Origin of the sequence: Prevotella sp. LCP21S3_D2, assembly GCF_052118345.1 — a bacterium.
Classification (GTDB): domain Bacteria; phylum Bacteroidota; class Bacteroidia; order Bacteroidales; family Bacteroidaceae; genus Prevotella.
Window position 1 is genome coordinate 133,750 of record NZ_JBQKHJ010000002.1, and the last position, 14,405, is coordinate 148,154.

The 14,405-nt window shown below is 42.3% G+C and carries 9 protein-coding genes; 7 read left to right on the forward strand and 2 right to left on the reverse strand.

Going from position 1 to position 14,405, the window contains the following annotated elements; translation table 11 throughout:
- Window positions 1-6: 6 nt before the first annotated feature.
- The 5 genes from ACTQ16_RS02495 (at window position 7) to ACTQ16_RS02515 (ending at window position 6,244) form a co-directional block, all read left to right on the forward strand.
- The gene (locus tag ACTQ16_RS02495) at window positions 7-1,236 is read left to right on the forward strand and encodes a DUF5689 domain-containing protein (protein ID WP_441935940.1); all 1,230 of its coding nucleotides are present in this window, start codon (window positions 7-9) and stop codon (window positions 1,234-1,236) included.
- Window positions 1,237-1,283: 47 nt separating this feature from the next.
- On the forward strand, window positions 1,284-2,669 hold the full coding sequence (locus ACTQ16_RS02500; RefSeq protein WP_441935942.1) for a hypothetical protein: 1,386 nt from the start codon (window positions 1,284-1,286) through the stop codon (window positions 2,667-2,669).
- A 190-nt stretch (window positions 2,670-2,859) separates the two neighbouring features.
- Window positions 2,860-3,111 carry a type B 50S ribosomal protein L31 gene (locus ACTQ16_RS02505; RefSeq protein WP_006847266.1) on the forward strand — a complete coding sequence of 84 codons (252 nt, stop codon included), beginning with the start codon at window positions 2,860-2,862 and terminating at the stop codon, window positions 3,109-3,111.
- A 196-nt stretch (window positions 3,112-3,307) separates the two neighbouring features.
- A complete protein-coding gene (locus tag ACTQ16_RS02510; protein WP_441935943.1) occupies window positions 3,308-4,372 on the forward strand; it encodes a DNA/RNA non-specific endonuclease in 1,065 nt (354 codons plus the stop codon).
- Between the two features lie 645 nt (window positions 4,373-5,017).
- Window positions 5,018-6,244: a hypothetical protein gene (locus tag ACTQ16_RS02515; RefSeq protein WP_441935945.1), complete on the forward strand. Its 1,227-nt coding sequence runs from the start codon at window positions 5,018-5,020 to the stop codon at window positions 6,242-6,244.
- 163 nt (window positions 6,245-6,407) lie between these two features.
- Here the strand turns inward: ACTQ16_RS02515 and ACTQ16_RS02520 are convergent, their stop codons facing one another.
- Window positions 6,408-7,127, reverse strand: a complete 720-nt coding sequence (locus tag ACTQ16_RS02520) for a hypothetical protein (protein ID WP_441935946.1) — start codon at window positions 7,125-7,127, stop codon at window positions 6,408-6,410.
- Between the two features lie 282 nt (window positions 7,128-7,409).
- On the opposite strand from ACTQ16_RS02520, the gene ACTQ16_RS02525 reads away from it, so the two are divergent.
- Window positions 7,410-11,375 carry a response regulator gene (locus ACTQ16_RS02525; RefSeq protein ID WP_441935948.1) on the forward strand — a complete coding sequence of 1,322 codons (3,966 nt, stop codon included), beginning with the start codon at window positions 7,410-7,412 and terminating at the stop codon, window positions 11,373-11,375.
- Window positions 11,376-11,822: 447 nt separating this feature from the next.
- Window positions 11,823-12,377 (forward strand): glutathione peroxidase, encoded by a 555-nt coding sequence (locus tag ACTQ16_RS02530; protein WP_153123368.1) that lies wholly within the window; start codon window positions 11,823-11,825, stop codon window positions 12,375-12,377.
- A 241-nt stretch (window positions 12,378-12,618) separates the two neighbouring features.
- On the opposite strand, the gene ACTQ16_RS02535 is transcribed toward ACTQ16_RS02530, so the two are convergent.
- On the reverse strand, window positions 12,619-13,980 hold the full coding sequence (locus tag ACTQ16_RS02535) for a TrpB-like pyridoxal phosphate-dependent enzyme (protein WP_441935949.1): 1,362 nt from the start codon (window positions 13,978-13,980) through the stop codon (window positions 12,619-12,621).
- Between the last annotated feature and the right edge of the window lie 425 nt (window positions 13,981-14,405).

A 14,405-nucleotide genomic window follows, 5' to 3' on the forward strand; every position in this document is an offset into this window, starting at 1 on the left:
ATGACAATGAAAAAGATAAAATTCATAGCAATGGCCCTAATGGCAATGACGGGAATGATGCTGGCATCATGTATGGGTGACAGCTACGCTGACCCAGATATGGTCGAGACTATCCCTGCTGCGCCATACGGTAACAACCTGCTTAGGGAGAAAAACGTAGTTTCCATTGCACAGCTCAAGAGCGATTATAAGACTACCATCAATGGTGGTGGCTACAAGCTTATTGATAAGCCGATGATGATCAAAGGTTACATCACAGGCAATGACATCAGCGGCAACCTCTATCAAGAAGTTGCTCTTCAAGACGAAACGGGGGCTATCCTCGTTGATATCAACGCAGGCGGACTGCATGGTTATCTTCCTGTAGGACAGGAGATTCTCATCGACCTCAACGGTCTTTACATCGGTGGCTATGGCAAGCAGGCAAAAATTGGCGGTATCTATACCAACCTGAAGACGGGGGCTACATCCGTAGGTAAGATGGATCGCCCTACCTGGCAGAAGCATTTCAAGCTTCTTGATGAAGCTGATGCCAGCAATGTGAAGGCCGAGATTTTTGATCTCACCAAGGCTACTGATGCTACTTACCTTGAAGAGAATGCAGGCAAGCTGATGACCATCAAAGGCGTGAAGTTCAGCAGTGCAAACGGAAAGACTGTTTGGGCAGCTAATGACGAAACAACCAACCAAAACCTGAAGGATGCAGAGTCAGGTCAGTGGATCAGTTCAAACACAGTAGTAGTAAGAACATCCGGTTATGCCAGATTCGCCAATGCCATCCTGCCTGATGGTGCTTTCGACATCACCGGTATCTTCACCAGATATAATAATGTATGGCAGATCATCATCCGCAACACAGATGATCTTACCCCTGTTGTACTCGACAAGAGCGGAACGTTGGAAGATCCTTATACGGTAACCAAGGCTCTTGAAATCATCAATGCCGGTACCTTTACAACAGATAAAGTTTATACCACTGGTATCATCTGCGAGGTAAACGACATCGACACTGGCACCTACGGCAACGCCACCTACTCCATCTCTGTGGATGGCAAGGTAGCAGAAGGCAAGACACTAAAGGTGTTCCGTGGCTACAATATCGGTGGTGAGAAGTGGACCGAAGAAACCAAGGGTACTCTCGCCGTAGGCAAGAAGGTAGTGATTTTGGGAGCCCTGACACTCTACAACGGCGTAGCAGAGATTAACTCGGGCAACCAGCTCATCAGCATCAAGTAAATTACACCTTAATTATATATAGTAACATCAATAAAAAAGACAACAATATGAAAAAGTATATATTTTCAGTTTTGATGGCGGCGATGGCTGCCTTCACATTCAGCAGTTGTGAGGATGTACCAGAACCTTACACCATGCCAACCAAACCGGAGACTGGTGGCACCACAGAAGGTGTGGCTAAGGGTACCGGTACCGCAGCAGATCCATACAACAGTGTGGCTGTAATCAATTATTGCAAGACCCTGGAGGCAGGCGTAGAGTCTGACAAGGAGGTCTATATCAAGGGTAAGGTAGTGAGTATCAAGGAGCAGTTCTCTACTAACTTCGGTAATGGTTCCTTCTATATTGCCGATGATGAGACCAGCGAAAAGTTCTACATTTTCCGCTCACTCTATCTAGGCAACAAGAAGTGGACAACCAACGATCCTGAGCTTAAAGAAGGCGACGAGGTTGTTGTATGCGCCAAAGTAATGAACTATATGGGCAATACACCGGAGACTGTAGCCAACAAGACTTATCTCGTATCTTTGAATGGCAAGACAGCAGGCGGAGAAAGCAGTGGCGATATTAACGGCGTGGCTAAGGGTGATGGTACCGCAGCCAATCCATTCAATAGCGTTGCTGCTCAGAAATATACAGCAGCTTTGGAAGCTGGCGTCGTTTCAGACAAGGAATTCTACATCAAGGGTAAGGTTCAGAGCATCAAGAATCAGTTCTCTGCAGACTTCGGCAACGGCTCATTCTATATTGCCGATGATGCCAACAGCACCCAGTTCTATATCTTCCGCATCTACTACTTCGGTGGCGAAAAGTGGAAAGAGGGCGATATGACGCTGAAGGAAGGCGATGAGATTGTGGTTTGCGCTAAGCTCATCAACTACATGGGCAACACCCCTGAGACCAACCAGGGCGGTAAGCTCATCTCCGTGAACGGCAAGACCAGCGGTGAGGGCGGCGGCACTCCAGATACCCCATCCAAGCCAGATACTCCAGCCACAGGCGAAGGCTTGACCATCGATGGCACCACCGTTACACTGAGCAATGCGGCAGCTACAACCACAGGTACCAGCGTAGAGCTGAATCTCAATACATTAGGTTTGGCCAACCAGGCAGCCGTAGAAACCGTGAAGTTCTCAGATGGTTCCACTGTAACCTTCGATGCCAATGGTCAAGAGAACGGTCCTAAGTTCTACACCAACACCAAGGGCGTTCGCGTATATGCCAACAACAAGCTCATCTTCAAGGGCATCAAGAAGATTAAGCAGATTGTAATGACCTGCGACAGCTACAACGGCATCAACTACGTGGGCAATGCCACAGCCACCATCGAGTTCTCTGACAAGACTGCTACCTATACCAATCTCTATACAGAGTCCACTGGTGGTGGTGTTCAACTTCGCGTGAAGACCATTAAGATTATTTATGCGGAGTAAAGCGCTAATTCTCAAATATTTCTTAAAAAGAAGGAGAATTATTTGGTAGATTCAAGAAAAAAGTGTAACTTTGCACCCTGAAATTGTCAACAGGCTATAATGGGCATGCCCCGATGAGGGACACGAAATGATGCGAAAGCATCCCCATGACGTCTATTTTTAATAACCAAATAAAAATAAAAAAGAAAAAATGAAAAAAGGTATTCATCCAGAGAACTATCGTCCTGTAGTATTTAAGGATATGTCTAATGGCGATATGTTCCTCTCACAGTCTACATGCAAGACAAACGACACAGTAGAATTCGAGGGCGAAACTTATCCAGTTGTAAAGATTGAAATCTCTAGCACTTCTCACCCATTCTATACAGGTAAGAGCAAGCTCGTTGATACAGCTGGTCGCGTAGACCGCTTCATGAACCGTTACGGTAAGTTGAAGAAGTAATATATATACCTTTTTCATAAGGATATATTATTATCGAAAGATACAAAGTGCGTTCCAACGTAGTTGCATATACGTAGGAATGCACTTTTTCTCTTCTTATACATACAGGAAATCACTTTTTAACTTCTTATTCTCTGAAAAGTAATCTCCTATTATTATAAAGAAAGTAATCTATAACTTAAAACAATTACGAGAAATGAAACATACTAAGTTACTTATCCTCTCACTCTTCGCGGTGATGACCTTCTCAGCCTGCGGTACTGATGATACTCTTCAGTTTAACTTTCCTGACAAAGAAAATAACGGCGGAGGAAACAATGGTGGTGGAAATACTGGCGGCAGCACTGGAGAATCTACCGATAAGAATAACACCAACAAGAATGTGGCAACAGATAAGATGCCAACCGTGGTAAAGAACGCCATCAACGGCCTGGAGTTCCCAAAGCTCAAGAGCAACGGAACTAGCTACGCCATCGTGCACATGGATAATACCACGGGCATGGTGAACTTCTCTACCGAATGGGATGACGACATGAAAAGCCAGCGTTGGAGCTGCTATACTTTCAACACCTCAAACACGGCATCTAACGTAGATAGATGGAAACCTGCTCAGGGTGAGCGTCAGTATCCATGGGATACCGACCTGCAGGAGCAGTGGGGCATCACCGATTTCACCGAAGACCCTACCCCAACCAAGCAGGGATTCGACCATGGACATATCTGCCCTTCTGCCGACCGCAAGCTGAACCTTACCCAACAGAAGCAGACTTTCTTCATGACCAACATGCAGCCACAGTATAGCAACTTCAATCAGAAGGGTACCTGGTATAAGATGGAGGAAGAGCTCCGCAAGTTGGCTCCAAAGATTGACAGCGATACTCTTTTTATCGTAAAGGGTGGCACTATTGATGCCGTAGGAAGCGAAAGCAACCTCCTGGGATGGAAGAAGAACGGTGCATCCAGCGACGTAAAGTTACCAGGCTACATCCCTGTGCCAAAATATTTCTTCGTTGCAGTACTGAAAAAAGAATTCAATACAAAAACTCAGAGTTACGGCTATAGCGCTTTCGGTTATTGGTTTAAACATGAAAACAAGAGTTTCGATTCCAAGAACGACAAGTTAGGCAATTATGTAGTCAACATCAAGACCCTGGAGGAGCGAACAGGCATCGATTTCTTCTGCAATTTGCCTGATGACATAGAGAAGCAGGTTGAAGAAATAGACGTACAAGCTATAAAGAATATCTGGGGATTTAAGTAAGGGCAAGAAAAGAGGCTTATTCCACTTTTTGCCTGACTATGGCACAATATTGCCCTCTACTGGGGCAACTTTTTGCCATTGCCGGGCGCAAAGTGATGCGTCGGGAGAAAAATTTCGGGAGGTCTACCATCGCCATTCGGAATATGCTTTCCGGCTGCAGGAAGCGTGGTTTAGCTCGTGAAAAACCTTACTTTCGTTTTTACTCTTCACTCTTCACAGATTAGCCTGAAACCCCGATAAACACAGGGGTTGCGAGAGGTGAAGAGTGGTAGTCCACTCTTCACAACTCTTCACAACTCTTCACACGTACTCAAAATTTCCACCAGCATAAGATACTGTAGATGAGGGGTGAAAAGTGGTGAAGAGTGGTGAAGAGCAGGCTACCACTCTTCACACACCTAAACAACTGTACAATAGCCGTTTACAGTGTATTTGTGAAGAGTGAAGAGTGTTTTTGAAAGTAGCTTTCTATCCACCGCCGCCTGATTTTTCCATCTTTTTCTCGTTAAAATCTACTAAAATAGCCACAAACTCAACAATTTAACACTATCTTAACAAGACATCTAATTATTTTTTGTATCTTTGCAACATAATCATGGTAACATGAAAAAACTTATTATTAACAACTTAAATTATTTTTAGCTTATGAAAAAGTTACTACGCTATTCATTATCAGTAATCTTTGCTTTCGTAGCGAGCGTGAGTTTCGCACAAACCACATTTGATTTCGACAAAGACTACAAGACATTGTTCCCAGGTCTGCCAGGTGTTTCATCTGAGGAATCTAACGAAGGAGATTTCAACGAGGCTACCACTTGTACTGTAGATGGCATTGCAGTTACAGTTTCTGCAAAGGAAGAAGGAAATCCTCACGCCAACAGAATTTGGACCAGTTCCGCGCGTTTGAGAATGTACTCAGGAACTCTTACTATCCAAGCTCCTGAAGGAAAGCAGATTTCTAAGATTGAGATTGCTCAGAAGAAATGGAATGCTAATACTAAAGTAGATAACGGTACCCTCGACAACAAGGGCAATTGGACAGGCTCTGCTAATAAGGTAGTTTACAGCATCGCTGGTAATACTCAGATTAAGACCATGACCGTTACTCTCGGCGAAGGCGGCACTCCACAGCCACCAGTAGAGATAACCTACACAGACGTAGCAAGCGTAAAGGATCTCTTGGCTAACTATACAGAAGATACCAAAAACCTTAACCTTACTCTTACCAACGCTAAGGTTACTTATGTAAACGAGTACAACGGTACAATCAATACTTACGTTCGTGAGGGCGATGCAGCTATCGAGCTTCGTACACTCGGCTTCAACATGCCAGTAAACAGCATTTTGACTGGTAAGGTAAAGGTAGATCTCACCTTCTACTATGGCGTTCCTTATCTAGTTGCTAACGCTGGTACAAACGATGAGTCTATCACCGTTACAGAAAGCACTGAAGCAGCACAACCTATCGAGGCTACAGTAGCAGACATCATCGCTAACAAGTATTTGAACGACCTTGTAACAATCAAAGGCTTCACATTCAGCAAGGAAGAGTATCAGGAAGGCAGATTCAACTACTACGCTAATGATGGCGAGCAGAAGATTATGATTTACGACAAGTTCAACAAAGTTGGTGGTGTTGCAGAACTCACTGAAGGTGAGAAATATAACGTAGTAGGTCTCTATGGTGCTATCTTCAAGGGCACTCCAGAGATTATCCCTACTCAAGCTGTTGTACCAACATCTACCGGCATTTCTAACATCACAGTAACAACAGCGGACAATGCTCCGGCTTACAACCTTGCAGGTCAGAAGGTTAACGCAGCTTACAAGGGTATTGTAATCAAGAACGGCAAGAAGATGATTAAGAAGTAAAGAAGTATTAAAGGAAAAGATACCAGATGGGGCTTTTCCTTACATCCATAAACTAATAAAACCGCTCCTTCAGCGAGAATACTGAGGGAGCGGTTTCTTTTTAATAACGAATGAACTTTCAAGAGAAAGTTGTATATATAGCACTAAAAACAAGTTTCATTTTCTATCTCTTCGGCAACCCCTTGACAGTTCCCTTAATTGGAGTACGACCGGTTCCCTTACCAAATGAAGAACCTGTAGAAGTACTGCTTCTGGAAACCCTAGCACCATTCGAAGAGTTACGTTCCAAATCAATATATATGATATCGCCCTTCGCCATACCGGTACCTATCATATAACCAAAGAATGTATCATATCTCTTACCTTGCTCTGCTCCCAAATGGAAACCGTATTGGCTGGCGTTGGCATCCATGACATAAGTAGCACCAGAAGCATACTTGATGTAAATATCTCCATTATTATCAATATACCAAGAGAACTTCAAGGTCTGTTGGTCATTACTTCCGTCTGTAGCATAATCTATCTCTATGCCGCTTCCACTAAGCGAGTTGCGGTTATTCTTGTCCTGATAGAATATCATATTAGCTTCAAACTGGTAGTTATTTCGAGAATTACCATCGGATGCCAACTCCGAAAGCTGGACATTTCCATACCAATCACCTACCAAAGTCTGAGCTTCATCAAGCAACCATTGGGTTTGCGAACCCTGCGAACCTTGGTTCCAGTCCCCCTGGTCCCATCCCCAGCCACCATGATTATAGTCATCATACCAGTAATAATCATCATGCCAAGAATCATCCCATGGATCATCGTCACAAGCAGTAAAAGTGAATGAAGTGACAGCTACTGCCATCAACATCAAAAGTTTCTTCATCTTTTTCATCGTCTTATATCCTTTCTTCTTTTAAAAAATTCAACAAACTATTTTGCTACTAAGTATCAATCTATCAAAAAGACACCTTCTGTAGAACTTGGTGCAAAGATAAAGCATTTTTTACACCATTCAAAAGGAAAAAGGGAAGTTTTTAGGGGAATTTCCCTATGATAAAGGAAAATTTCCCTATCTCAACAAAAAATCCACCATTTTTCTTCCAATTTACAATTATTTTTGTTATCTTTGTGTCGAATTAATTAATAAAAATACATGCCAACAAGACAAATAATTATGATAAAAAAACATCTATATATAACACTCCTGGGACTGCTTTCGGCTATCACAGCCATAGCTACCCCCTATTGTGACATCCGAAAGTTTTCCATAGCTGACGGACTTGCAGCAAATACTATTTCTGACATAAAACAAGGAAAAGACAAGCTGATGTGGTTTGCCACATGGAACGGCTTGTCTTATTATGACGGATATAGCTTCCATACTTTCCGCGATGAACCAGACGGTGTAAGCGTTCTGTCAACCAACCGCATATTGAACATACAGCCAACTGCAGCAAACAACGTATGGTGTATAACCCAAGACCACAAACTTTATCTCTATGACACCCATCTCTGCCAGTTTTTAAAAACCAGCAATCAGATTAATGAGAAATTCAAGGTTGATTTCAGGGCAGACAATATCTATGATATTAATGGAGGGAACACCTGGGTCACATCCGCCAATGCCGATTATCTGCTACGCACCAATGATACAGATGTACTCGATTTTGAATTGATACATGTAGGTCAAAAAGGATTGAAAAGCGGTAAAGTTTACTTTATCTATGGCGACAAGAAACACAGAGAGTGGATCCTTACAGATAAGGGTACAACCATCTATGGCAAGAAATTCAGTACTAACGTACCTTATAAGTGGATTAGAGAAGTAGGAGAATATGTCTTCCTGGCTACAGAGAACGGAAAGGTTATCGTTGTAGATGAAAAAAATCGAGCTACCAATGTTCCCCTTCCTGAAGGTATAACCCACATCAACGAATTAAAGAATACGGGTTATCAGCTTCTTCTTGCCACCAATCTTGGCGTAGTCATCTATAATCCGAGAACTTTCAAATCAGAAATCATCAATATACAAAGTCCTTCACAGCCTCTAGCAGAAGTGAAGAAACTATATGTAGATGATTATGGAACGGTTTGGACGTTCACTAACGGCATGGGTGTAACTATTGTTAATCCTAAAACATCCGAGAAGCGATGGCTTTTCGCAGACCAACCGGATCCTGTAGACCGCACATCCAGCTCGAAACTCTTCATCACTCAGGATGAGAATCATACTGTATGGGTGGTACCTAACCAAGGTACCTTCAGTTATTACGACCGCAAGACAGGACAACTTGTGCCATACCTGCTGCGCAGTAACTCATCAGGCAATTACCGAATCCCTATGATTGAGAAATTCAGTATCACAGACCAGGCAGTACTTTGGATAACAGGAATTCATGACCTCACATTGATTGACTTCAAGAACCATCAATATACCCTCAACAAACTAAACAAAGGAGAGTCGGAGGTTCGTGCCATTACAGCCTTAGCCAACGGTAACCAGCTATATGGTCACAAGAACGGCTGCATCATGGTGGCCGATGTACATCATAACAAATTAGGATATTTTACCCCAAGCGGCAACATTACTAGCGAGCAGGTTCCCTTCTCGCCTGCGGGTATCTATTGCCTGTTCACAGATAACAACAACCGTCTTTGGATTGGTACTCATGGCGATGGACTCTACCTGCTCACAGGAGGCAAATATTACCATTTCCTCAGCGATCCGAACAATCCGGCTTCACTTCCAAGCAATAATATCTACGATGTGAAGTCAGACCGTCAGGGCCGCATTTGGATAGCGACATACGGTGGTGGAATCGCTCTTGCAAACATTCAGGAAGACAACAGTATCCACTTTACAAGCTTCAAGAACGGTCTCGCTTGGGATAAGCATCTCTTCCATAAGACACGCCGTATCACCTGTACCAATGATGGTGTCATATTAGTAGGAACTACAGATGGTCTTGTTACCTTCAGCGACAACTTCAAGGACCCAAGAAAGATAAAATACTATAAGACGACTTTTATAGAAAACGATTCAACCAGCCTTGAGGCCAATGACGTAAACTTCATGTTAGAGCACTCTAGCGGAAAGATATTCATCTGTGAGCTTGGTGGTGTTTTCGAACAGATAAAAAGCACTAATCTGCTGCAAGACAACCTCAAGGTATCTTATATGAAGAATTATTCCCTCAACGAGGGACTGGTTCAAAGTATGATAGAAGATAACCAAGGCTATATTTGGGTAATAAGAGAATCCAGTATTGATAAGTTTGATGCAAAAACCGGGCAGATAGCTGCATTCGGTCCCAACGACTTCGACTACAATATGTCGTTTACCGAGGCACGCCCTTATCATGACCCTGCAACCAACAACATCACAGTAGGAACTCCAATGGGTGCACTTACCTTCAATCCAGGAATATTGAAGAAGAGCACCTATCAGCCACGTATCATCTTTACGACACTCCACTATAATGGAGAACCAGAACAGTACCCAATCCTGCACAGCGAAAAGGTAGTAATCCCAGCCAACAAGCGAAACCTGACTATCAGTTTTGCTTCATTAGACTATACCCGCAAATACCAGACCAAATATCTATATCGCCTGGATGGATTCACCCCAGAAGGCGAATGGATTAGCAATGGAAGCAGCAACATCATCGGTTTCAACCATATCAGACACGGCAAATACATCCTCAAGGTAAAGGCGACCAACTCGCATGGTATCTGGAGTAAATACATTGCAGAACTACCTATTGAGGTACGTCCTACTTTCTGGGAAAGTATCTGGGGAAGAATTGCACTTATGCTTATTCTCATGGCTATTGTCGGTGCTATTTTCTATACATACAACCAGCGTCAACGTGAGAATTTGAGCCATGACATCAGTGTGATGAAAAATGAATTTTTCAGCGATGCCTCTCACCGTCTCCGCACCCCTCTTACGCTCATCGGAGGCCCAGTATCTCAAGTACTTGCCAATGAGCCCGGTCTTACCAAGCAGAGCCGCGAGCTGCTGCAGATAGTAGAACGCAATGCAAAGGAAATGCTGGAAATGATCAACAAGATGCTGAAATTTGACAACAACAGCAATTTCTACGTCAATGGCGGATTCGATGAGGTAAATCCTAACGATGAGCAGGAAAACGAATTGTTAGAAGGTCAGATTGATGACCAGAACGTACTGCGCTATCTTGAAGAAAAACAGAAAGAACAGCAGATAGAAGAAAATCGTATAGAAGAGCATCAGATAGAAAAAGGAGACATGCAGAAGGAAATAACCATCCTGGTGGTAGAAGACAACAATGACCTTCGCAAGTACCTTTATACAATATTGAACGATTCTTATAATGTATTACTTGCCGAAAATGGCAAGGCAGGTTTGGTAGTTGCACGAAAGAATACTCCAGACTTCATCCTGACCGACGTAACCATGCCAGTAATGGACGGTATCACGATGATACATCATCTGAAGCAAGACTTAGCACTCAAAAACATACCTATTGTGGTGCTATCAGCAAAAGCCAGTGCAGAAGACCAGCTGAAGGGATTTGAGGAAGGTATTGATGGTTATCTCACCAAACCATTCTCTGTCAATTATCTGCTAGGCCGCATTGAGGCGGTTCTCAACAAGCGTCGTGCCATCCAAACCGACATTTTGCAGAGACTGAAAGCCGCAGGCGACCAAGACGCTATTGCTGCCCTACGCATTCTTCCTACATCGGCAAACAAGGAACAGGCTACAGCTCCAGTCAATGCGGAAGAAGTAAAGGAAAGAGACAAGGCATTCATGTCGGTACAAATCAATGATGCACTGATTGAGAATATTCTAAACTATGTATTAGATAATATCAGTTCACCAGAAATGAAGATTGACGACATCGCAGATGCCATGGGCATGAGTCGCAGCGTTCTCTATAACCGCATCAAAACGTCTGTAGGCATGACTCCTGTAGACTTTGTGCGCCATATCCGCATTATGAAAGCATCAGAATTATTACGAGATACAGATGATACACTCACAGCCATAGCATTCAATCTGGGCTTCAGCGATCCAAAATACTTCTCGAAAGTATTCAAGAAAGAAATGGGCGTGGTTCCAACTGAATATCGGGAACGAACAAGAAAAGTATGAGGATACGTGTGAAAAGACAATAAAGAAGTACTGCGTAGGGTGTAAAAAGACAACAAAAACATACTTTTCTTCGATATTTTGCATTTTTTAAACTTATTAAAAGAAAAAAGTGAGAAAAAGATGATATAATTTCAAGAAAAAGTATTACCTTTGCAGCAAGTTCTTAGAAAAGTTAAATGATAGATTAATCAAAACTTTCTTCGACTACAAATTTTAGAGTGGAAGAAAGTTGGAAGTATTCCGGGGATTGTGAAATTCCCGGACTTTTTTTTCTCTTTTTCCAAGAGAATCTCTCTCTATTCAACAATCTTCCAGCATATTCCCCAACATTTTAGATAAATTATGTAAACTTATTATTCTGTCTAAAAGAAAAATAGTATCTTTGCACTCGTAACGTAAATACAAATCGTATTACAAGCAAATTTGATACATAAAATATAAAAAAAAATGAGAACTGTTTACGAATTCTCTGTCAAGGACAGAAAGGGAAAAGATGTTTCCCTCAAAGAGTACGCTAACGAGGTATTACTCATCGTCAACACAGCCACCAAGTGTGGGTTTACACCTCAGTATGAGGAATTAGAAAAGCTCTATGAAACATATCACTCACAAGGTTTCGAAATTCTCGATTTCCCTTGCAACCAGTTTGGTCAGCAAGCACCGGGAACCGATGAAAGCATCCATCAATTCTGTAAACTTACATACGGTACAGAATTTCAAAGATATAAGAAGATAAAAGTGAATGGTGATGATGCTGCTCCTCTCTTCAAATTCCTCAAGGAAGTAAAGGGTTTTGCTGGCTGGGATGAATCACATCCTCTTTATCCTGTACTCGACAAAATGTTAAGTGAAGCTGATCCTAACTACAAGGAGAGTGCCGACATCAAGTGGAACTTTACCAAGTTCCTTATCAACAAGAAGGGACAGGTAGTAGCACGTTTTGAACCTACAACAAGTTTTGATGTAATTGCCAAAGCTATTGAGGAATGGCTCAAAGCTTAAACAACAGTTGAGCACCGCATGCACATCACCTGTTGTGCGAGCGCATAGCAGCTGATATGCAAGCGCACAACAGCTGTTGTGCGGCTAGAGATACTAAATATCTCAAGGATGTATACTGTCGTTTCCAAAAACATATCAATAATATACCCAAAACAAGAGGGTGCATCATAAAATTATGTTGCACCCTCTTTGTTGTATTTATATGATGGAATCCATTAATTCCAAAATAACAATCCATTCATTAATCCACCTTTGGCACTGTAGAAAGGAACTTATTGATTTCCTCATCACTTACCCTATAATCCTGCAAATCACCATTGAGATAGCTCTCGTATGAAGGCATATCAATAAGACCATGACCAGAGAGACAGAAGAGAATAACCTTCTCCTTACCTTCTTCCTTTGCCTTCATGGCCTCACGTACAGTAGCTGCAATAGCATGACAACTTTCAGGAGCAGGGATAATACCCTCGGTACGTGCAAAGAGCATACCAGCCTTGAACGACTCCAACTGAGGGATATCTACACCGTGCATATAACCATCCTTGATAAGCTGTGAGATTATCATACCTGCACCATGATAACGAAGACCACCAGCATGGATATTGGCAGGCTTGAAGTCATGTCCCAAAGTGTACATTGGCAACAATGGAGTATAACCTGCCTCATCACCAAAGTCGTACTCAAACTTACCGCGGGTCAACTTAGGACAGCTATCTGGCTCTGCAGCGATAAACTCAGTATTCTTCTCACCGCTCAAATTATGGCGCATGAATGGGAAGGCAAGACCACCAAAGTTGCTACCACCACCGAAACAAGCAATAATGGTATCAGGATACTCACCAGCCATCTGCATCTGCTTCTCTGCTTCAAGACCAATTACAGTCTGATGAAGAGCCACATGATTGAGTACAGAACCCAAAGTATACTTACATCCCGGAGTTGTTGTAGCCAACTCTACTGCCTCACTGATAGCAGTACCGAGAGAACCAGGATGATGAGGATCGCGAGTAATAATGTTCTTACCCGCACGAGTACTCATGGAAGGAGAACCCTCTACAGTGGCTCCGAAGGTACGCATGATGCTGGAGCGATAAGGCTTCTGCTGCATAGTAATCTTAACCTGATATACAGCAGCCTCCAGTCCGTATAATTTAGCAGCATATGAAAGAGCAGCGCCCCACTGACCAGCACCGGTCTCTGTGGTAACATTAGAATCACCCTCTTGCTTGCAATAATAGCACTGTGGAATGGCAGAATTGATTTTGTGAGAGCCCAATGGGTTAGTACTCTCGTTCTTGAAGTAGATGTGAGCCGGAGTACCCAAGGCCTCTTCTAGAGCATAAGCTCTCACCAAAGGAGTTGAGCGATAATAAGTATACTTCTCTCTTACGTCTTCTGGAATATCAATCCAAGCATGCTCTACATCGAGCTCCTGCTTAGAACACTCCTTATTAAAGATGTGAGACAAGTCGTCAGCATTGAGCGGCTTGTGAGTCTGTGGATTCAATGGTGGCAATGGCTTGTTAGGCATGTCTGCCTGAATGTTGTACCACTGAGTAGGAATATCCTGCTCTTGCAGTAAATACTTTTTCTGTCTCATAATATTATGTTTAAATTATTAGAAAATTCGCTTTCATTTTGTTTTTCCAGAAAAGATTTTGCTTTCCAAATGAAACATTATCTATTATTCCACGACAAAAGTACAAATAATATTTCAATTAAGAAAAAAATTACTCATCTTTTTCTCTTCTATTTCCTATTTTTATCTTAAAATGACGGCAATATATCAAGAAAAGCAATAAATTCTATTCAAAATATAACAATAAAACATTTTTTACTCCTATAAAATCAAATATTACCCCTATGTATTAAGATAAATTACTATCTTTGCAACAGTTAAAACAAACAGGCGTTGTGAAACGCCATTCATCATCTTTTACTTATACATAAAGAAAAAACAATGAAAGCAGATAGGGGTATCTAATCTTTCATTGTTTTTTCATTTTATATACCATCCAAGGTAAC

Bases quoted from the DNA above. Each gene is read 5' to 3' on its own strand.
- ACTQ16_RS02505 (WP_006847266.1), top strand. From the start codon at position 2,860: ATGAAAAAAGGTATTCATCCAGAGAACTATCGTCCTGTAGTATTTAAG.
- ACTQ16_RS02495 (WP_441935940.1), top strand. From the start codon at position 7: ATGAAAAAGATAAAATTCATAGCAATGGCCCTAATGGCAATGACGGGA.
- ACTQ16_RS02520 (WP_441935946.1), bottom strand. From the start codon at position 7,127: ATGAAAAAGATGAAGAAACTTTTGATGTTGATGGCAGTAGCTGTCACT.
- ACTQ16_RS02500 (WP_441935942.1), top strand. From the start codon at position 1,284: ATGAAAAAGTATATATTTTCAGTTTTGATGGCGGCGATGGCTGCCTTC.
- ACTQ16_RS02515 (WP_441935945.1), top strand. From the start codon at position 5,018: ATGAAAAAGTTACTACGCTATTCATTATCAGTAATCTTTGCTTTCGTA.
- ACTQ16_RS02510 (WP_441935943.1), top strand. From the start codon at position 3,308: ATGAAACATACTAAGTTACTTATCCTCTCACTCTTCGCGGTGATGACC.
- ACTQ16_RS02525 (WP_441935948.1), top strand. From the start codon at position 7,410: ATGATAAAAAAACATCTATATATAACACTCCTGGGACTGCTTTCGGCT.
- ACTQ16_RS02530 (WP_153123368.1), top strand. From the start codon at position 11,823: ATGAGAACTGTTTACGAATTCTCTGTCAAGGACAGAAAGGGAAAAGAT.
- ACTQ16_RS02535 (WP_441935949.1), bottom strand. From the start codon at position 13,980: ATGAGACAGAAAAAGTATTTACTGCAAGAGCAGGATATTCCTACTCAG.